At 61.1% G+C, this 18,860-nt stretch carries 14 protein-coding genes; 9 read left to right on the top strand and 5 right to left on the bottom strand.

Annotation, left to right across the window (positions count from 1 at the left end; genetic code table 11):
* The first annotated feature begins 48 nt into the window (after positions 1-48).
* Both msrA and LVD12_RS05965 read left to right on the top strand, forming a co-directional pair.
* Entirely contained in the window at positions 49-654 is a 606-nt protein-coding gene (msrA, locus tag LVD12_RS05970; protein ID WP_237066440.1) for a peptide-methionine (S)-S-oxide reductase MsrA, read from the top strand.
* A 101-nt stretch (positions 655-755) separates the two neighbouring features.
* Positions 756-1,760: an LLM class flavin-dependent oxidoreductase gene (locus LVD12_RS05965; RefSeq protein ID WP_369413367.1), complete on the top strand. Its 1,005-nt coding sequence runs from the start codon at positions 756-758 to the stop codon at positions 1,758-1,760.
* A gap of 246 nt (positions 1,761-2,006) precedes the next feature.
* On the opposite strand, the gene LVD12_RS05960 is transcribed toward LVD12_RS05965, so the two are convergent.
* Complete coding sequence (locus LVD12_RS05960; protein WP_237066438.1) at positions 2,007-3,269, bottom strand: 6-phosphofructokinase; 1,263 nt, start codon at positions 3,267-3,269, stop codon at positions 2,007-2,009.
* 321 nt (positions 3,270-3,590) lie between these two features.
* On the opposite strand from LVD12_RS05960, the gene mpl reads away from it, so the two are divergent.
* The 4 genes from mpl (at position 3,591) to LVD12_RS05940 (ending at position 8,683) form a co-directional block, all read left to right on the top strand.
* Entirely contained in the window at positions 3,591-4,982 is a 1,392-nt protein-coding gene (gene mpl / locus LVD12_RS05955) for a UDP-N-acetylmuramate:L-alanyl-gamma-D-glutamyl-meso-diaminopimelate ligase (RefSeq protein ID WP_237066436.1), read from the top strand.
* Positions 4,983-5,105: 123 nt separating this feature from the next.
* Positions 5,106-5,720 carry a flavin prenyltransferase UbiX gene (locus tag LVD12_RS05950; RefSeq protein WP_237066839.1) on the top strand — a complete coding sequence of 205 codons (615 nt, stop codon included), beginning with the start codon at positions 5,106-5,108 and terminating at the stop codon, positions 5,718-5,720.
* Positions 5,717-5,992, top strand: a complete 276-nt coding sequence (locus LVD12_RS05945) for an Rdx family protein (RefSeq protein ID WP_237066434.1) — start codon at positions 5,717-5,719, stop codon at positions 5,990-5,992. Before LVD12_RS05950 ends, LVD12_RS05945 begins: the two co-directional genes overlap by 4 nt.
* A 102-nt stretch (positions 5,993-6,094) precedes the next feature.
* On the top strand, positions 6,095-8,683 hold the full coding sequence (locus LVD12_RS05940; protein ID WP_237066432.1) for an efflux RND transporter permease subunit: 2,589 nt from the start codon (positions 6,095-6,097) through the stop codon (positions 8,681-8,683).
* A gap of 66 nt (positions 8,684-8,749) precedes the next feature.
* Here LVD12_RS05940 and LVD12_RS05935 read toward each other — a convergent pair whose 3' ends face one another.
* On the bottom strand, positions 8,750-10,273 hold the full coding sequence (locus tag LVD12_RS05935) for a tryptophan halogenase family protein (RefSeq protein ID WP_237066430.1): 1,524 nt from the start codon (positions 10,271-10,273) through the stop codon (positions 8,750-8,752).
* 149 nt (positions 10,274-10,422) lie between these two features.
* Between LVD12_RS05935 and LVD12_RS05930 the strand changes: the two genes are divergently transcribed.
* Positions 10,423-11,979, top strand: a complete 1,557-nt coding sequence (locus LVD12_RS05930) for a tryptophan halogenase family protein (RefSeq protein ID WP_237066428.1) — start codon at positions 10,423-10,425, stop codon at positions 11,977-11,979.
* A gap of 90 nt (positions 11,980-12,069) precedes the next feature.
* On the opposite strand, the gene LVD12_RS05925 is transcribed toward LVD12_RS05930, so the two are convergent.
* From LVD12_RS05925 to ypfJ, 3 genes are all read right to left on the bottom strand, one after another.
* Entirely contained in the window at positions 12,070-14,760 is a 2,691-nt protein-coding gene (locus LVD12_RS05925; protein ID WP_237066426.1) for a TonB-dependent receptor, read from the bottom strand.
* Positions 14,761-15,358: 598 nt separating this feature from the next.
* Entirely contained in the window at positions 15,359-15,640 is a 282-nt protein-coding gene (locus tag LVD12_RS05920) for a peptidylprolyl isomerase (protein WP_237066424.1), read from the bottom strand.
* An 85-nt stretch (positions 15,641-15,725) separates the two neighbouring features.
* The gene (gene ypfJ / locus LVD12_RS05915; RefSeq protein ID WP_237066422.1) at positions 15,726-16,619 is read right to left on the bottom strand and encodes a KPN_02809 family neutral zinc metallopeptidase; all 894 of its coding nucleotides are present in this window, start codon (positions 16,617-16,619) and stop codon (positions 15,726-15,728) included.
* Between the two features lie 131 nt (positions 16,620-16,750).
* On the opposite strand from ypfJ, the gene LVD12_RS05910 reads away from it, so the two are divergent.
* Together LVD12_RS05910 and LVD12_RS05905 are read left to right on the top strand one after the other, a co-directional pair.
* Positions 16,751-17,326, top strand: a complete 576-nt coding sequence (locus LVD12_RS05910) for an LON peptidase substrate-binding domain-containing protein (RefSeq protein ID WP_237066420.1) — start codon at positions 16,751-16,753, stop codon at positions 17,324-17,326.
* Between the two features lie 118 nt (positions 17,327-17,444).
* Positions 17,445-18,737 carry a glutamate-5-semialdehyde dehydrogenase gene (locus tag LVD12_RS05905; protein ID WP_369413366.1) on the top strand — a complete coding sequence of 431 codons (1,293 nt, stop codon included), beginning with the start codon at positions 17,445-17,447 and terminating at the stop codon, positions 18,735-18,737.
* Positions 18,738-18,860 lie beyond the last annotated feature (123 nt).

Here is an 18,860-nt window from a genome sequence, read left to right as displayed (position 1 = left end):
TTTTCCGTCGTATAACGACAGACAGAGAAAGTGTGGACAGGAGTCGATATGCGCAGGTTAATCGCAGTGGGGTTGCTCACCATAGCGGGGCTGTTATCCATGGCCGTGCTGGTGAATGCCCAGGAGGCCCGGGGAAATATCCAGACCGCCGTGTTTGCCGGCGGTTGTTTCTGGTGTATGGAACCACCCTACGACAAGCTCGACGGCGTGCTCAAAACCACCTCCGGCTACAGTGGTGGCAAAGTGGCCAACCCTACCTATGAACAGGTATCCGGCGGTGGCACCGGCCATGCCGAAGTAGTGCAGGTCACCTACGATGCCGACAAGATCAGTTACGCCCAGTTGCTGGACGTATTCTGGAAAAATGTGGATCCCCTGGATGGGGGTGGACAGTTCTGTGACCGCGGCGACCAGTATCGCAGTGCCATTTTTTACGGCAATGCAGAAGAGAAACAGCTGGCGGAAGCGAGCAAGCAGCAGGTAGCTCAGCAGCTGGGAAAACCGGTGGCGACGCAGGTAGTACCAGAGGCCACTTTCTATCCGGCCGAGGATTATCACCAGGATTACTACCAGCGCAATCCGGTGCGGTACAAATACTATCGGTATCGGTGTGGACGGGACCAGCGGCTCGAGGAAGTATGGGGAGCCTCTTGAGATACTCCCGCTTTGCCCGGATCGCGCAGTTTGAGTCGGGAATACCCAAAGCAGTAACCTAACGCGTCGCGTTGACTCCAGCAGTGTTCAGTGGAGGTACCTTGCAAGCCTATTCCCTGCTCGACCTGTCCCCAATCACCGAGGGTGGTGATGCGGGGCTCGCCCTGCGCAATTCCCTCGATCTGGCCCGGCACGCGGAAAAGCTCGGTTATCGACGTTTCTGGATGGCCGAGCATCACAATATGCCCGGCGTAGCCAGCGCGGCGACGGCCGTGGCGCTGGGCTACATCGCCGCAGGCACCGAGAAAATCCGCGTGGCAGCCGGCGGCGTGATGTTGCCCAATCACTCGCCGCTGGTGATCGCGGAGCAGTTTGGAACACTGGCCGCCGTGTATCCCGAGCGGGTGGACCTGGGCCTGGGGCGGGCGCCCGGCACCGACGGCGCCACCATGATGGCGCTGCGGCGCGATCCCACCACCGCGGCCGATCATTTTCCCGAAGATGTGCAGGAGCTGCTGCACTTACTGGAACCGGAACAGCCCGGGCAGAAGGTGCGGGCGGTGCCCGGTGCCGGTCTGCGGGTACCGGTGTGGCTACTGGGATCGAGTCTCTACAGTGCGCAGCTGGCGGCGGCGCTGGGGCTGCCGTTTGCCTTCGCCTCCCATTTCGCCCCGGCCATGCTGGACCAGGCGCTACATATTTACCGCGAGCGTTTCGAGCCATCGGCCTACCTGGACAGGCCCTATGCAGCGGCTGCGATCAATGTGTTTGCGGCCGATATGGACGCGGAGGGGCGGCGGCTGATGACGTCGATCGAACAGCAGTTTGTGGCGCTGCGGCGTGGTACGCCGGGGCAGCTGAAACCGCCAGTAGACGACCCGGAAGCAGTTGGATCTCCGTCGGAGCGGATGCAGATAGCCCAGGCCCTGGCAGAGACTGCGGTGGGCGGTCGGGACAGCGTGGCGGCCTGGATCGACGGTTTCCTGGCGCGCACCCGGGTGGATGAGCTGATCGTAACCGGGGCCATGTACGATCACGCCGCGCGGCTGAAATCGTTTCGTATCGCCGGGGAGATTCTGGCGGAGCGAGTGGGGCAGGAGGGTTGAGGCAGCAACAGTAACCCACAGAAAGTGGTGGGGTGTTGGGGCCGTGCGCTTGAATATTTCGGTTGGCGGTGCCGCTAACGGGTCTCGCTTTGTGAGACACGCCGTGAACCCATCCCTGGGGGCTCTGCACCGCCATCCATGGCGGTGAAGGTCTCACAAAGCGATACCCGATATCGGCCCCTTCCCGGAAAGTGCAGTCCGGTGAACGACAATTCCCGAGGGGCTGAAACAGGAGAGGAGGGCAGGCTAGGACTTGAAAGTCTCCTCCAGCTTCTTCTCCACCAGTACTTTCTTCAGCTTCGCATACTGCGGCACACCGTTCTTGAACGGTGGGTAATCCTCGCCCTGAATCAGCGGCAGCAGATAGTCGCGGCCGGCTTGGGTGATGCCGAAGCCGTCTTCGCTGATGTACTCCTTCGGCATCATCTTTTCCACGTTGGCCACTTCTGACAGCGGCGCCTCACCGACGGACCAGCCGTATTCCGGACCCTGGTCGCGGACGATGCAGGGCATGATGGCGTTCTTGCCCTCGAGGGCCATCTCCACCGCTGCGCGTCCGACGGCATAGGCCTGGGAGACGTCGGTGGCGGAAGCGATGTGGCGGGCAGCGCGCTGCAGGTAGTCCGCCAGTGCCCAGTGGTATTTCAGGCCCAGTTCGGACTTGATCATGTTGGCCAGGGTCGGCGCCACGCCACCCAGCTGCTTGTGGCCAAAGGCGTCAGTGGTGCCGGCGTCGGCCAGGAAGGTACCGTCAGCGTACTGGGCGCCCTCGGAGGCCACGATCACGCAGTAGCCCTTCTCGTCCACGGTGTCCTGCACTTTCTTCAGGAACTTCTCCCTGTCGAAGGCCACTTCCGGGAACAGGATGATGTGGGGGGCGTCGCCTTCCTGCTGTTGGGCGAGGGCACCCGCAGCGGCAATCCAGCCGGCGTGACGGCCCATCACCTCAAGGATGAACACTTTGGTGGAGGTGGCGCACATGGAGGCCACATCCAGAGCCGCTTCCATGGTGGAGACCGCCACGTACTTGGCCACGGAACCGAAGCCCGGGCAGTTGTCAGTGTGGGGCAGGTCGTTATCCACGGTCTTGGGAATGTGGATCGCCTGGATCGGGTAGCCCATGGTCTCGGACAGCTGGGACACCTTCAGGCAGGTATCGGCGGAATCGCCGCCGCCGTTATAAAAGAAGTAACCGATGTCGTGGGCCTTGAATACCTCGATGAGGCGCTCGTATTCCGCGCGGTTCTCTTCCAGGCTCTTCAGCTTGTAGCGGCAGGAGCCGAAGGCGCCGGACGGGGTGTGGCGCAGGGCGGCGATGGTCTCGACGCTCTCCTCGCTGACGTCGATCAGCTCTTCGTGCAGGGCGCCGAGAATGCCATTCAACCCAGCGTAAACATGACCGATCTTATCGCTGTGTTCACGTGCGGCTTCGATTACACCGCAGGCGGAGGCATTGATAACGGCGGTAACGCCACCGGATTGAGCGTAAAAGGCGTTCTTCTTCGACATGGGCATCCTGTAAATCAGAGAGCGGTTCGCGGCAGTGTCCCGCCCCCGTAAACCGTCGCGCCCCAACCGCTGGCGCGAACCCTGGGGCTCGCTGACAGTTGGGGCGCGCAAATTGGTTGCTGGCGATTGGCGGCGGATCCTACTACCACCCGGGGGCTGAGGCCGGCAATTTCGGGGGCGGAGTCTATAGGAATCGGGGCGTAAATGCACAGATTGTGGGCGTGCCGGCCCCGCTGCTGCCTTTTAGTCCAGTCTTCCATCGGGCCCGGGATGTCACCCCGTGATAAGCTTGCGCCTATCGAGAGGAGCATTCGAATCCCTATGCATATTCATATTTTAGGTATCTGCGGCACCTTTATGGGCAGCCTGGCGCAACTGGCGGTGGCCGAGGGCCACAAGGTCACGGGCAGCGACGCCAACGTCTACCCGCCCATGAGCACCCAGTTGGAGCTGGCGGGTATTGCGCTCACCGAGGGTTACGACCCGGCTCAGCTGGAGCCGGCCCCGGACCTGGTGATCATCGGCAACGCCCTGTCGCGGGGTAATCCGGCCGTCGAGGCGGTACTGGATCGTGGGCTGCCCTATACCTCCGGTGCCCAGTGGCTGTGTGACCACTTCCTCGGGGGCCGCTGGGTGCTGGCGGTTTCGGGGACCCACGGCAAGACCACCACCGCCAGCATGCTGGCCTGGATTCTCGAGCATGCCGGGATGAAGCCCGGCTTCCTGATCGGTGGCGTGCCGCGCAATTTTGACGTCTCGGCCCGCCTGGGGGAGACGCCGTTCTTCGTGGTGGAGGCGGACGAGTACGATACTGCCTTCTTCGACAAGCGATCCAAGTTTGTCCACTACCGCCCGCGGACCCTGATCATCAACAATCTCGAGTTCGACCACGCGGATATCTTTCCCGATCTGGCGGCGATCCAGCGGCAGTTCCACCACCTGGTGCGCACCGTGCCCGGCAACGGCCTGATCGTTTCGGCGGCCGAGGACAACGTTGAGCAGGTGCTGGAACAGGGCTGCTGGACCGAGGTACAGCGATTCTCCACCGAGGCGGAAGACGATGTGCGCCTGGGTGACTGGTGTGCGGTGGATGTGGCTGCCGATGGCGGTGCGTTTGCGGTGCAGTTCCGCGGCGCTGAGATCGCCCGCGTGCAGTGGCAGCACACCGGGCTGCACAACGTCAGAAACGGCCTCGCAGCCATGGCCGCGGCACGCCATGTGGGGGTGGAGCCGGCAGTGGCAGCCGAGGCCCTGGCCTGCTTCGAGGGCGTCAAGCGGCGCATGGAGTGCCTGGGCGAAGTCGGGGGCGTGCGCGTCTATGACGACTTCGCCCATCATCCTACCGCCATCGAGTCCACCCTCAACGGCCTGCGCGCCCGGGTGGGGCAGGACAAGATCATCGCCCTGATTGAACCGCGCTCCAACACCATGCGTATGGGTATCCACCAGAACCACCTGGCCCGGGCCTGTGCCGGGGCTGACCTGGTGCTCTGGTACCAGCCGGAGGGCATGAACTGGTCCCTCGGTGATGTGGTGCACCACTCCACGGTGCCGGCAAAGATTTTCGACAATATCGAGGCTGGGGTAGAATCCGCGGTCAATCTGGCCGGGCCGGGCACCCATATCGTGGTGATGAGTAACGGCGGCTTCGGCGGCATTCACCAGCGGCTGCTGGCGGTGCTGGAACAGAAACGCGACCCGTCTGGCGCTTGAGCGCGGCCGTCGCCAGTTTTTTGACGTCCCGCAGTGCGTCGGGGCGTTCAGTTGAGGGCTGGGCAAGCCCGGGTAGAGACAACATTGGCCGAAGCCGGATTTTCCAACACCGTGACCCTTGCCATGACTGGCGCCTCGGGAGCCCAGTACGGCCTGCGGCTATTGCAGAGCCTGCTGGCGGCCGATGTGCGGGTGTGGCTGCTGCTCTCTGACGCGGCCCAGGTGGTCATCAATACGGAGACCGATTGCCAGTTGCCGGAAAATGACGGCGACGAGGCGATTGAGGCCTTCCTGGCGGATCGCTTCGGCGCCAGGCCGGGGCAGTTGAAGCTGTTCGGAAAGCGAGACTGGTTTTCTCCGGTGGCCTCCGGCACCGGCAGCCCGGCCAGCATGGTGATCTGCCCGGCGAGTGGCGGCACCCTGTCTGCCATCGCCTGCGGTGCCTCCAACAACCTGATCGAGCGTGCCGCAGATGTGGCCCTGAAGGAGCGGCGCCAGCTGATTCTGGTGCCCCGCGAGGCGCCTTACTCGGAGATCCACCTGGAGAACATGCTCAAACTGACCCGTATGGGTGCGGTGGTGCTGCCCGCCAGCCCCGGGTTTTACCAGCGCCCCCGCACCGTGGAAGACCTGGTGGATTTCGTGGTGGCACGGTTGCTGGATCAACTGGGCCTCCAGCAGGCCCTGCTGCCCCGCTGGGGAGAGGCGGGTTCGGTTGGTGAGATGCCGCGACCATGAAGCCCTCGGTCACAATCCGCTACTGCAGCCAGTGCAACTGGATGTTGCGGGCGACCTGGATGGCTCAGGAGCTGCTGCACACCTTCGCCGAAGACCTGCAGGGCGTCACCCTGGAGCCGGTGACCGGCGGGGCGTTCGAGATTGTCGCCGACGGCACTTTGCTCTGGGAACGAAAACGCGATGGTGGATTTCCATCCGCAAAGGAACTAAAACGCCGCCTGCGGGATCTGTTGTTCCCGGACCGCGAGCTGGGGCATCTGGACAGGCCCTGACCTGGCAACTGAATTGAGACCAATGCGGCCTGGGCGCCGCACCTCCGCCACCCGCGGGAACAGCGGGCCGGTAACAAGAATTCCTAACTTTAGCGAACCACTATGCTGTCTGCTTTCAAGACCACCTACGAGAACCTGATCACCCGTCACCCGAAAGGTGTGCTGGTATTCGTGGCGCTGCTCACCATCGCCGCCGCGTTCGGCCTGCCGCGGTTCAAGATCGATGCCTCTGCCGACTCCCTGACCCTGGAAGCGGACGAGGCGCTGGACTACTACCGCGAGATTTCCGAGCGCTATGCCAGCGGTGACTTCCTGGTGGTGACTTACCGCTCGAAGCAGGGTGACCTGTTCGATGATGCCTCCCTGAGTACCCTGCGCCAGCTGCGCAACGAGCTGGCCCAGGTGCAGGGCGTCGAGAGCGTGCAGACAATTCTCGATGTGCCGTTACTCTATAGCCCCAAGCCGGAGATTTCCGAGCTGGCGGATGGCATCCGTACCCTTTCCACACCCGGCACAGACAAGAGCCAGGCCCGGCAGGAATTCCTGGCCAGCCCCATTTATCGCGACCTGATCCTGAGCCCGGACGGGCAGACCACGGCGCTGCTCATGAACCTGGAGCTGGATCGTCGCGGTCTGGAGCTGGTGCGGGAGCGGGATGCCCTGCGCCGCCAGCGCGACAGTGAGGGCCTGAGCGAGGCCGAAGCGGCCCGTCTCGAAGAGGTGAGCGCGGAATACCTGCAGCATCGCACCGAGCAGGACCTGGCGTCCCGTGAGCGGGTGGAGGTAGTGCGCGGCATCCTCGCGTCCTATGAAAGCGAGGCGGAACTGTTCCTTGGTGGTGTCTCCATGATCACTGCCGACATGATCGCCTTCATCAAGAGCGACCTGGTGGTCTTCGGTGCGGGCATCCTGCTGTTTATCATCGTCACCCTGCTGATCATCTTCCGTCAGGTGCGCTGGGTGCTGCTACCGCTGAGTACCTGTATCGTGACCGCTGTGATCATGCTCGGGCTTCTCAGCTGGCTCGACTGGCGCCTGACCGTGATCTCGGCCAATTTTGTCGCCCTGCTGCTGATCATCACCCTGGCCATCACCATCCACCTGTCGGTGCGATACCGGGAACTGGCAGCGCAGAATCCGGGCTGGGATCGGCGTCAGCTCGCCCTGGAGGCCGTGCGCTTTATGGCCAAGCCGTGCCTGTACACGGCGCTCACCACCATCGTGGCATTTGCGTCACTGGTGGTCAGTGGCATTCGCCCGGTGATCGATTTCGGCTGGATGATGACCATGGGCGTGAGTCTGGCGCTGGTGCTGTCGTTCCTGATCATCCCGGCGGTCCTGATGCTGCTGCCCAAGCGCACCGAGGGCATCAGCCAAGACAACTCCCACGCGTTCACGCTGCTGTTTTCCCGCTTTGCCGAGCACCGTCGTGCCATCGTGCTGGCGGTGGCCGCTGTCGCTGCTGTGCTGGGCGGGGTCGGTGCGACTCAGCTCAAGGTCGAGAACCGCTTTATCGATTACTTCGACAGCTCCACCGAGATCTACCAGGGCATGCTGGTGATTGATCGTCGCCTTGGTGGCACCGTGACGCTGGACATCATCCTCGACAAGCCTGAGGTGGAAACCCCGGCATTCGAAGGTGAGGAAGACCCGTTTGCCATGGATGCGGAGGAATCGGCCGGGGAGGAGGATGCATTTGCCGCGGAAGATCCCTTTGCCGTGGACGATCCCTTTGCTGCCGAATCCGAGTCGGTAGAGCCCAGTTACTGGTTCAGCGTGGCCGGCCTGTCCAAGATCGAGCAGCTGCACGACTTTCTCGAGCGGCAGCCGGAAATTGGCAAAGTGCAGTCGCTGGCAACCCTGTACAAGGTGGCGCGAGACCTGAATGGCGGCCCGCTGAATGATTTCGAGCTGGCCGTGGCCCGTACGAGCCTGCCACCGGAAATCGAGGATGTACTGGTCGAGCCCTACCTCTCTCTTGAGCACAGCCAGGCCCGCATTACCCTGCGTGCCATGGAGACGGACCCGAACCTGCGTCGGGACGAGTTGATCCAGCGCATATACGATTATGCCCACGACGAGATGGGGATAGCGCCGGAGAACATCCGCCAGACTGGCCTGCTGGTGCTTTACAACAACATGTTGCAGAGCCTGTTCAAGTCACAGATCCTGACCCTGGGTGCAGTGTTTGTCGGCATCCTGCTGATGTTCCTGGTTCTGTTCCGCTCGCTGTCCATCGCGATCATTGCCCTGATCCCGAACATGCTCGCTGCGGCTGTAGTACTGGGCGGCATGGGGCTGGCTGGCATTCCGCTGGACATGATGACGATCACCATCGCCGCCATTACCGTGGGTATTGGTGTGGACCACGCGATCCACTACCTCTACCGCTTCCGCAGTGAGTTTGCGAAGGACGGCGACTACCTGGCGACCATGCACCGCAGCCATGCCACCATCGGCCGGGCCATGTTTTATACCGCCATCACCATCATCGCCGGCTTTTCGATCCTGGCGCTGTCAAAGTTCGTGCCGTCGATTTACTTCGGCCTGCTGACGGCGCTGGCGATGTCAGCGGCGCTGCTGGGTTCCCTGACCCTGCTGCCGCTGTTGCTGCTGATCTTCAAGCCGCTGCGTACTCCGGAGGCGCCGGGAAAGCCTGAACTGGCAGGGGAGGGCCTCGCAGGGGCCTGACCCGGGTTGGCTGGTCCGGGGCCAGAAACCGCGGCCGAGACAGGAGACCGGCGGACCGGGTAAAGGTTACGCCGGCTCGTGGTCCGTACGGGTCAGCATGTCCAGTTGCGCCTGATGCTGCCGGAAGCGGGCCTGGTTGCCGGTGCAGAAACGCCGCACATCCTCCCATTCCTGCTGCACTGCCGCGTCTGCCGGACGCAGGCTGACAGGAAAACGTCCCATACCCGCCAGCAGCGAGTACCAGCTGGCTCTGGAATACACCAGTTCCGCACCGGCCTGCTCCAGCAGGCCATCCACGTCGCCGTTGTTGTCCCAACAATCCAGCAATGCCTGCAGCCGATCGGAGATGATCGCGTCCTCCCGTGCCGTGCGCCAGTAGGCGGTATCCTCGCGGGTATTGAGCCGGTAGTGTCCGGCCACGTAGTCCAGCACGCCGTCGAAGAGCTGGTTGATGCGCTCGTTGAAACCGGTTCTCTTCTGCTCGCCAGCGGCTTCCGGCTCGCTGAACCGGAACGCGTCCAGAAAGTGCTCGATGGTGAACTGGACCAGCATTAGTGCGGTGGCCTCAAGCGGCTCAATAAATCCCTGTGACAGACCGACGCCAAGACAGTTGCCGTGCCAGTGCTGTTCCACCCGGCCCACCTTCATCTTCAGGTGATTGACCCGCGCCGACTCCGGCAGGCGCAGCGTCTTGCGGAGTTCTGCTTCCGCGTCATTCGCCGCAACAAAGTGGTCGCTGTACACATAGCCGCAACCGGTCCGGTTCTGCAGTGGGATGCGCCACATCCAGCCGCTGGAAAGACCCTCCGAGATGGTTTCGGACAACAGTGGCTGGGACTGGTCGCGCTCCATTTGCACCGTGACCGCCGCGTTATTGAACAGGGTGCTGCTGAAGTCGCGGAACCGGTAGCCGGGCGCACCGCTTAGAAGTAACGCGCGGAAGCCGGAGCAGTCGACAAACAAGTCCGCTGCGACACGCCCGTGTTTTTCCGTGACTACCGCGTCGATACGCTCGGCGTTTCGCTCGACGGCGGAAACGGTATCGATGACATGTTGCACTCCGGCAGCTTTGGCCGTGTCACGCAGGAATCGTCCCAGCAGTCCGGCATCGAAGTGGTAGCCGTAATCCAGTTCGAACGGGAGTGGTTTTTCGGGGTGCGGGGCGCGGGCGTTCGATGAAAGATAAGGCGCGTGGAAAAAGTCAGTGGGGTTCGCAGGTACATCCAGCCCGCCGCGCCGCTGCCCGGTATTGCGGAAAAAGACCTGGCCAATTTCACGGTCCAGCGGTGAGAAAAACGGGTGGTAGTAGGACTCATAGCCGGGCACCGTGGACCAGCGGGGAAAACGGATGCCGCATTTGTAGGTGGCGTTGCAGGCCGGCATCCATTCGGATTCGGCAATCCCCAGCGATTTGAAGAAGCCCTTCAGGTAGGGCGTACTGCCCTCGCCGACACCGATGGTGCCAATCGTGTCCGATTCCAGCAGGGTGATGGCAACCTCACTGTCGCGCCAACGGTGGGCCATCAGGTTTGCGGCCATCCAGCCGGCGGTGCCGCCGCCGACAATCAATACAGAATATGGCTTTTTCAACTCGACTTCCCCCGGAACTGCGGTTCCCACTACTGGCGAACGGTGGCAAACTAAACGACTCAATTGGGCTTTATTGTGGTATTGCCCGCGTATAAGAATAAATTACACCACCAGTTCGATGCTGGTACAACGCCGCTCTGGGGGCAGTTTTGGACACAATTAAAAAGGTAGTCATCGTTGGCGGCGGTACGGCCGGCTGGTTGGTGGCGGCCTCCCTGGCCAGGCAGCTCAATATCCTGGAGGATCCTCAGATCAGCATCACGCTGGTAGAGTCGCCGGATACGCCTACCATCGGCGTCGGTGAGGGTACCTGGCCCACCATGCGTAATACCCTGAAGCGCATCGGTATCGATGAGACTGATTTCATTCGCGAATGTGATGTCTCTTTCAAGCAGGGGACACAGTTCGTCAACTGGCACCGACTGAATGCGGATGGTTCCGATGCCTCCTACTACCACTCGTTCGAGTTGCCGCATACGCAGTGGCGGACCTCGCCAGGCCCCTACTGGCATCATCTGAAATCAGAACTGGGCCTGCCATACGCCGATGCGATTTCCGTCCAACCTGAAGCCTGCCGCGGACATTTCGCCCCCAAGACCATGGCGACACCGGCCTACGAAGGGCTGCTGAATTACGCTTATCACCTGGATGCGGGCAAGTTTGCGAAGATGCTGGCGAGAGTCGCCACAGAAGAGCTTGGTGTCCGGCATGTCTCGGCTCACATCGAGCAGGCCAATTTGTATGAGGATGGACATATTGCCTCTCTCTCCACTCGTGAGGCCGGTGATATCGAAGGAGATTTCTTTGTCGACTGCAGCGGGTTTACCGGCCTGCTGATTGATCGTACCTATGGTATTCCGTTCCGTTCGGTGAAGGACAAACTGTTCGTGAACAGTGCCATCGCCATCCAGATGCCGTACGAACGACCTGATGCTCCCATCGCCAGCCCGACCCTGTCCACAGCGCAGCAGGCAGGATGGATCTGGGATATCGGCCTGCAGACACGACGCGGAACCGGCCATGTTTACAGCGACGATTTTATTTCCGATGAAGAGGCGGAGAAGCAGCTGCGGTGCTATCTGGGGCCGGCCTCGGAAAAGCTCGATGCCAAGTACATCAAGATGCGACTCGGATACCGGGAAAAGGTCTTTCACAAGAACTCTGTTGCCGTTGGGCTGGCGGCGGCGTTTCTCGAGCCACTGGAGGCGAGTGCGATTTTCCTGGTGGAAGCCGCCTGCAATATGCTCGGGGAACTGTTCCCGCGCAACCGGGAGATGCTCGAGCGACTGGAGAAGAAATACAACGACTCCTTTATTGGTCGCTGGAACAGCGTGGTCGACTTTATCAAGTTGCACTATTACCTGACCGGTCGCACGGATTCGGATTTCTGGATCGAGAACACCCGTCCGGAGACGGCACCGGAGTCACTGAAAGAGTATCTGGATTTCTGGCAATACTACCCGCCGAGTCGCTTTGACCTGCCAAGCAACCTGGAGCCTTTCGTGCGCGAGAGTTATGAATTCATTCTCTATGGCATGGGCTATGGAAATTATCAATATGACAATTCTGCGCGCCTGCCGCATCTCGAGTATGCGAAGGAAAACTTTGCCCGCATCGGGCGTATGCGCAGGGAAGTGCCGTCACAGCTGGTAACCAACCGCCGCCTGCTGGATCAGCTGAAGGATTTCCGTTTTCAGAGTATCTGAGGACAACCCCCAGCCATAAAAAAAACCGGCCGAGGCCGGTTTTTTTTATGGCTGGAGTCCGGCCTCCGGGAGGAGGCCGGTGAGCGCTTCTTAGAACTTCACAGAAGCGTTCATGAACCAGCGGGTACCACCATCGTTGATCAGCTGGAAGATACCGTCCCAGTTGTCCTGGGAGTTCTTGGTACGGTACAGCTCACCAGTCAGGTTGACGCCCTGCAGGCTCAGGGTCACGTTGTCGGTCACGTCTGCGGAGAAGGCCACATCGATGGATGTGAACGCTTCTGTCTCGGAGGCGGTGCCGATACGGATACCGTTGAAGAACTCGCCGCGGTGGTTGGCCATCAGGCGGGCGCTGTAACGGTCATTTTCCCAGTAACCGGTGACGTTCCACATGTCCTCGGAATTACCCGGCAGGTTCAGGCCGGAAACGCCGTTATTGTCGACAACCTCAGCATCGGTGAAGGTGTAGTTGGTGCTGACACCGAAGCCATAGGCAATTTCCGTCTGCAGCTGCAGTTCCAGACCCTGGACGCTGGCCTCACCACCGTTACGGGTACGGGATACTTCCAGCTGGCGGGTAACGGTATCGCCGGTGTTCTCATCAATGATGTCGAGGGTCTCGAGCTCAGAGATGGAGAACAGGAAGGACTCGATATCCTTGCGGAAGTAAGTAGCGCTGGCCAGGGCGCCGTCAGCAAAATACCACTCCACGCCCAGGTCAAACTGGTTGGCCAGCCACGGGTCCAGGTTCGGGTTACCAGCAGAGCCGGTCAGGGTGGTGCTGTTATAGCTGAAGGTGTTGCGCAGGTCCTGGTAGTTCGGCAGAGACATCACGCGAGCTACAGCGCCACGGAGGAGCAGGTCATCCTGGAGCTGATAAACCACGTTCAGGCTCGGCAGGATCTCGCTGTAATCGTTGGATGTCGGAACGCCGAGCAGCCACTCGCCATTGGCCTCCTGGTTGGCAACGGACTCCAGTTCGTAGTCCACATAGCGGACACCGAAGTTACCGCTCAGCTTGTCGTACTCGAACTCCGCCATGGCGTAGAGAGCCAGCTTGTCTTCGTTGATCTCATAGAAGTCAGACAGGCTCTCGCGTTCACGGGTATTGCCCGGGGTGAGGCTGGCGGACAGGCTGCGAATGCCTTCCAGGTCCAGGGTTGGCAGGCAGGTCAGCGTATTGCCCTTGGCAGTTTCCTCATACTGTCCGCAGCCGGTGTTCACCGGGAGGTCGGCATAGGTGGCATTACCCAGGGCCAGGCTGGCCGGGATCTGTGCAGTGAAGTTGTACAGGTGACGCTCGTTGGTGTGATCCTGGTACTTCAGGCCGGTCTTCACGGAAGTGATGTAACCACCGTTGTCGATGGGCACCGTCAGGTCAAACTGAGCATAGGTCTCCTCGTCGGAATCCTCGATGTGTGGGTTGTTCTCGCGGATTTCCAGCGGGTAGTTGGCCGGGTTGCTCGGATCAAAGCCCTGGAAGTCGACACCCAGTTTGTTGCCGGTCAGGTCGAGGGTGAGCACTTCATCACCGGTCAGGCCGGCAACATCGGCATTGGCTGCGTTGATCTTACCGAAGTAACCGATGACGATGATGTCGCCAGCCGCTTCGGTGTGGCCAACCTGGGCGTGGGCTTCAAACAAGTCGTGGGTATAGGTCACGTCCAGGTCGAACGCCTGCGCTTCCGGATTGGTGTTACGGAAGAAGGAGTCCGGGCCAAACCAGTAGTCATCGCCAGCTTCGCCGGAAACATTACCGAGGATGGAATCGTGCTTCAGGATACCGTTACCGGCCGGGAATTCCTTGGAAGCAGTGACATTGCTGATGTCGTCGGTACGGCCGGGAACCACCAGGTAGTTGGAGTTGACGTTGTCCGCTGACAGCTCGAAGTTCAGGTAGTTGGCAACGATATCCAGCTGCTCGGTGGGCTGGTACTGCGCAGTAAAGTTGTAAGCGGTGCGTTCACGCTCCTGCTGGAAGATGGCGTGGCCGGCACCCCAGGTGGCGTTGGTAAAGTCGCCCGCAGGGTCGACATTCTTGCCTGCTACGCCAGCACCGTAATAGTTTTCCATGGCGTCATAGGTGGTAAAGCGCTCCTGGTGAGAGGCGCTGACCAGTACACCGAACTTTTCGTCGTCGGACTTCCAGCTGTAGAGACCGGAGTAGGCCGGGTCCCAGCGCTCGGCGTTCTCGGAGTACTGGTATTCCAGCGAGCCGCGGGCGGTGCCGCTGGCCAGATCCAGTGGGCGGGCGGTCTTGATATTGACGATACCGCCCACAGAGCCTTCCGGAAGGTCGGCGCGCGGCGACTTGTAGACTTCCAGTGCGGAGACCAGCTCGGCGGCCAGCATGTCGGAACGGAAGCCGCGGGTCGGGCGGTAGCCCTCGAACCACTGGGCGGTGGAGATGGCCTGGCCGTTGAGGTAGGTCAGGCTGAGGGCCGGGTCCAGGCCGCGGATGCTGACGCCGTCCGCTTCGCCGAAGCGACGTTCAATGCCGACACCCGGAATACGCATCAGTGCATCACCGATGTTCTTGTCGGGGAACTTGCCGATATCCTCGGAGGTGATGCTGTCCATCACCATGGTGGCGTAGCGCTTGGCGTCGATGGCTCTTTCCAGGGATGCCTTGAAGCCCACTACCTCGACCTCTTCGATCTGGGTGGACTGCTTTTCTTTTTTCTCTTCTTCCTGAGCGAATGCCAGAGGGGCGGCCGCTCCGGCCAGGGCCAGGGCGATTCCGCTTGCCAGAAGTTTTTTCTGAAAGACGTTTGATGACATAGGTTTTTCCCGGTCTTATCGTTATGCGATTTCCTGACGCCCCGGCGCACCCCAAGTGTCAAAGCTGACACTAATGCCAAGGCTCTCTCCTTGTGCCCTGGATGCCTCAAATTGACATCGCTGTCATTTTTTAATCCAAGACTTGATACATCGGTCAAGCCTCCAGATACCCAAACGGAGGACTCTTCGAGTCTAAGTGATAAATTCCCACAGGGCTAGTACTCGCAGAATGATTTTGTCTCCATTTGTCGGAATTTGATAAAAAATTGCGGGCTGTGGGGTCGAAAAATGCGCCGCTTCCGCTCCAGTCGATGAAATTCGTGCCGTCGAAAAAATCCAGACGCCGGGCCGGGGTGGAATACGGGGTAATACTCGGCGCCACTCGCAATCCTACGGCTGGTTTACAGGGCTTGGCGGAATGGGGTCGGCGCACTGATCGAAGGCGGGGTAGTAAGCGGGGTAACGGGCCTGGGCGCAACACCACCGGCTGTGTCAGAGTTGCCGCGCCCGTCGAATCACCCGGAATTGTTCCGAAGTGCGGTATTGCCGGACCCCAGATCAGGTCGTCTGCGAGTCGGTGAACAAAAGGGAGCTGGTTTCAGTCGCTGCGGCTGGTGATCTCCAGCAGGTGATAACCGAACTGGGTCTTGATCGGTCCGTGTACCTTGTTGAGTTCCCCGGAGAACACCACCTTGTCGAATTCCGGCACCATTTGACCCTGGCTGAACTCGCCGAGGTCACCGCCATTGCGCCCCGACGGGCACTTGGAGTGTTCCTGGGCAATGATGCCGAAGTCGGCACCATCCTCGATTTTCTTTTTCAGTTCCTGACACTTGTCTTCGCTCTCCACCAGGATATGGCGTGCTGTCGCTCTTGGCATGGTTTGTCTCCGTCGAATTGGTCGGCGAATTTAAAAGCTGGGGTTTGGTTTCCCGAAATTCAACTGCCCTTTGCCGGCTGTCGCTTTACTGGCCAGAGAGGGCGGCAAAGGTATTGCACTGGTTGACGTCACCGCTCTCGAAACCGCGGCGAAACCAGTAGGCGCGTTGCTCGGCGCTGCCGTGGGTAAAGGCATCGGGAGATACCGCGCGGCCGGACTGCCGCTGCAGGCGGTCGTCACCGACGGATGCCGCGGCGTTGATGCCCTCCTCGATATCTCCAGGCTCCAGCAGTTGCCGGTCCCGATGGGCATAGAAAGCCCAGACGCCAGCGAAGCAATCTGCCTGTAGCTCCAGCATGACGGACAGCCGGTTGGCGGTGACTTTATCCGACTGCATACGCGCCTGCTGCACCTTCTGTGAAGTGCCGAGCAGGTTCTGCACGTGGTGCCCGACTTCGTGGGCAATCACGTAGGCAAAGGCGAAGTCGCCGGGAGCGCCGAGACGTTTGAGTTCATTGAGGAAGCCAAGATCCAGGTAGACCTTGCTGTCGCCGGGGCAGTAAAACGGGCCGACGGCCGCACTGTTCAGGCCACAGGCGGAACGGATCATGTCGTCGTAGAGCACCAGCTTTGGCGGCGTATACTGAGCGCCGGCGGTGGCAAAGACCTTTTTCCAGGTGTCCTCGGTGTCCGCGAGTACCACGGAGACAAAGTCTGCCACCACATCACTCGGCTGCGCAGGCTGGCCGCTGGCAGTATCGGGAACCTGCGTTTGTGGTGGGGCGCTCTGGAACAGGTTGCCGTTGCCGAAAAAGAAATAGAAGGCAGCAATGGCGGCGAGGATCAGCCAGCCTTTCTTACTGCGCAGCAGGAATGGTGCGAGCGCGAGCAGGTTCCCCAGCCCGCCAAACCCACCGCCGCCGGATTGACCACGGCGGTCCTCGACATTTTCACTTCTGCGACCCTTTTGCCAGCGCATGGGACTCTCCCGGAAATCGTCTCCATTGAGCATAGACTAGCTGGCACAAAATCCTTTTTTCTGTGGATTTGCCGGGGGTGGTGGGTCATAGATGTTATCTTTGTGGGTAATGTCCGGATGCGAGAAGCCCTGTGTCCCAGATCCCCATTTTCCCGCTGCGGGTTGCGCTGTTTCCCGGTGTCTCCCTGCCGCTGCGCATTTTTGAGCAGCGTTACCTGCGGCTCGTCGCGGACAGCCTGAAGGCGGACGGCGGCTTCGGAGTCGTATTGATCCGCACCGGCGCTGAGGTGGGGCGTTCGGATGTCTGGCCGGTCGGAGTCTTTGTCAAGATCGTCGACTGGAGCCAGGGCGAGGAGGGCCTACTGCACATCATGGTGCAGGGCCAGCGTCGATTCCGTATTGAAAGCACCAGTCGCAGTGAAGATGGGCTGATGATGGCCGAGGTGCAATGGTTGCCGGAGGAATCGTCGCGACCGGTGCCCGCGGAGTGTGACGGCCTGTTGGCGGTACTCGATGAACTGAAAGAGCATGCGGCCATGCTTTCACTGCGCTTCGAGCCGGTGGAAAGCGCCGATGCACTCTCCTGGCAGCTGGCGCAGCTGCTGCCGCTGGACGACAAGATTCGTATCGAGCTGCTCTCTACCGAGGACCCGCTCGAGCGGCTGGCCACTATCGCAGCCAGCCTCGACCGATGGGCAAAACAGTAGTTGCTGAGAATGCGGGGAGGGCGCGAGCTGCAGACTTGCCGGATTTCCCCGCCATGCCCGACGCGCCCGGGGCTCTGCGTTATACTGCGCGGCCAATTGCCCAGCATGGAGAGCATTCGTGACTAGTACCAGCGCCGCGGATACCGCCGATCACCAGTCCACCCGGGAAAAAATCGAGACCATGGGGCGTCGCGCCCGTGAGGCGGCTCGCACGATCGCGCGAGCGGATACTGCCACCAAGAATGGGGCACTGAAGGCCATCGGTCGCGAACTGGACCGGCGCCGCGAGGCGGTGTTGGAGGCCAACCAGAAAGATCTGGAGGCCGGCAGGGCAAACGGCCTGGATGCGGCGCTGCTCGATCGCCTGGAGCTCAACGATGAGCGTATCGACAGCATGATTCAGGGCCTGAATCAGGTGGCGGAGCTGCCGGATCCCGTCGGCGAGATCGACGACCTCAATTTCCGCCCAAGCGGCATCCAGGTCGGCAAGATGCGCGTGCCTCTGGGCGTTGTGGGCATCATTTACGAGTCCCGCCCCAATGTGACCATCGATGCCGCCAGCCTGTGCCTGAAATCCGGCAATGCCACCATCCTGCGCGGCGGCAGCGAAGCACTGCACTCCAATGGGGCCATTGCCGCCTGCATCGCCGCGGGGCTGGAAGAGGCGGGCCTGCCGCAAACCGTGGTTCAGGTGGTGGACACCACCGACCGCGCCGCCGTCGGTGCGCTGATTGCGATGCCGGAATATGTGGATGTAATCGTGCCCCGGGGCGGCACCGGCCTGATCGAGCGGGTCAGCCGCGATGCGCGGGTGCCGGTGATCAAGCATCTGCATGGCGTCTGTCATGTGTACCTGGACGACCGGGCCGACCGGGAAAAGGCCTTCAATATCGCCCTCAATGCCAAGACCCACCGCTATGGTGTCTGTAACGCCATGGAGACCCTGCTGGTGGCCGAAGGCATCGCCGATGAGATCCTGCCGCGCCTGGCGGCGGCCTATCGGGAAAGAGAGGTTGAGCTTCGCGGCTGTGCGCGTACACTGCGCATCCTCTCCAACTGCGAGCAGGCCACCGAGGCGGACTGGAGTGAGGAATACTTGGCGCCGGTGCTGGCGATCCGGGTGGTGGCGAATATGGATGCCGCCATGGACCACATCGCCCGCTACGGTTCGGGCCATACGGAGTCCATCGTCACTGAGGATTACAGCCGCGCGCGGCGCTTCCTCGCCGAGGTGGATTCCAGCTCGGTGATGGTGAACGCCTCCACGCGTTTTGCAGACGGCTTCGAATACGGGCTGGGAGCGGAAATCGGTATCAGCACGGACAAGATCCACGCCCGCGGACCGGTGGGCCTGGAGGGACTGACCTCGCAGAAGTGGATCGTGCTGGGGAATGGGCATATCCGCCAATAGTTGCTTTGAGCTTTGAAGAGGGGCCGGGTGGTCTACTCAGGCCGCTGGCATTGGATCTGCAGCGGAATACCGGATCTAAGCGGGATTCTGGCGCTGCCAGGTGGGCTTCCAGCCGGGACACGC

Origin of the sequence: Microbulbifer guangxiensis (assembly GCF_021729075.1) — a bacterium.
Taxonomy (GTDB): Bacteria; Pseudomonadota; Gammaproteobacteria; order Pseudomonadales; family Cellvibrionaceae; genus Microbulbifer; species Microbulbifer guangxiensis.
Note: the sequence above shows the minus strand (reverse complement) of the source record. Positions and strands in the feature narration are given on the sequence as shown.

Excerpts from the sequence above, each read along its gene's own strand:
- msrA (WP_237066440.1), top strand. The coding sequence starts at position 49 with ATGCGCAGGTTAATCGCAGTGGGGTTGCTCACCATAGCGGGGCTGTTA.
- LVD12_RS05960 (WP_237066438.1), bottom strand. The coding sequence starts at position 3,269 with ATGTCGAAGAAGAACGCCTTTTACGCTCAATCCGGTGGCGTTACCGCC.
- mpl (WP_237066436.1), top strand. The coding sequence starts at position 3,591 with ATGCATATTCATATTTTAGGTATCTGCGGCACCTTTATGGGCAGCCTG.
- LVD12_RS05950 (WP_237066839.1), top strand. The coding sequence starts at position 5,106 with ATGACTGGCGCCTCGGGAGCCCAGTACGGCCTGCGGCTATTGCAGAGC.
- LVD12_RS05945 (WP_237066434.1), top strand. The coding sequence starts at position 5,717 with ATGAAGCCCTCGGTCACAATCCGCTACTGCAGCCAGTGCAACTGGATG.
- LVD12_RS05940 (WP_237066432.1), top strand. The coding sequence starts at position 6,095 with ATGCTGTCTGCTTTCAAGACCACCTACGAGAACCTGATCACCCGTCAC.
- LVD12_RS05925 (WP_237066426.1), bottom strand. The coding sequence starts at position 14,760 with ATGTCATCAAACGTCTTTCAGAAAAAACTTCTGGCAAGCGGAATCGCC.
- LVD12_RS05920 (WP_237066424.1), bottom strand. The coding sequence starts at position 15,640 with ATGCCAAGAGCGACAGCACGCCATATCCTGGTGGAGAGCGAAGACAAG.
- ypfJ (WP_237066422.1), bottom strand. The coding sequence starts at position 16,619 with ATGCGCTGGCAAAAGGGTCGCAGAAGTGAAAATGTCGAGGACCGCCGT.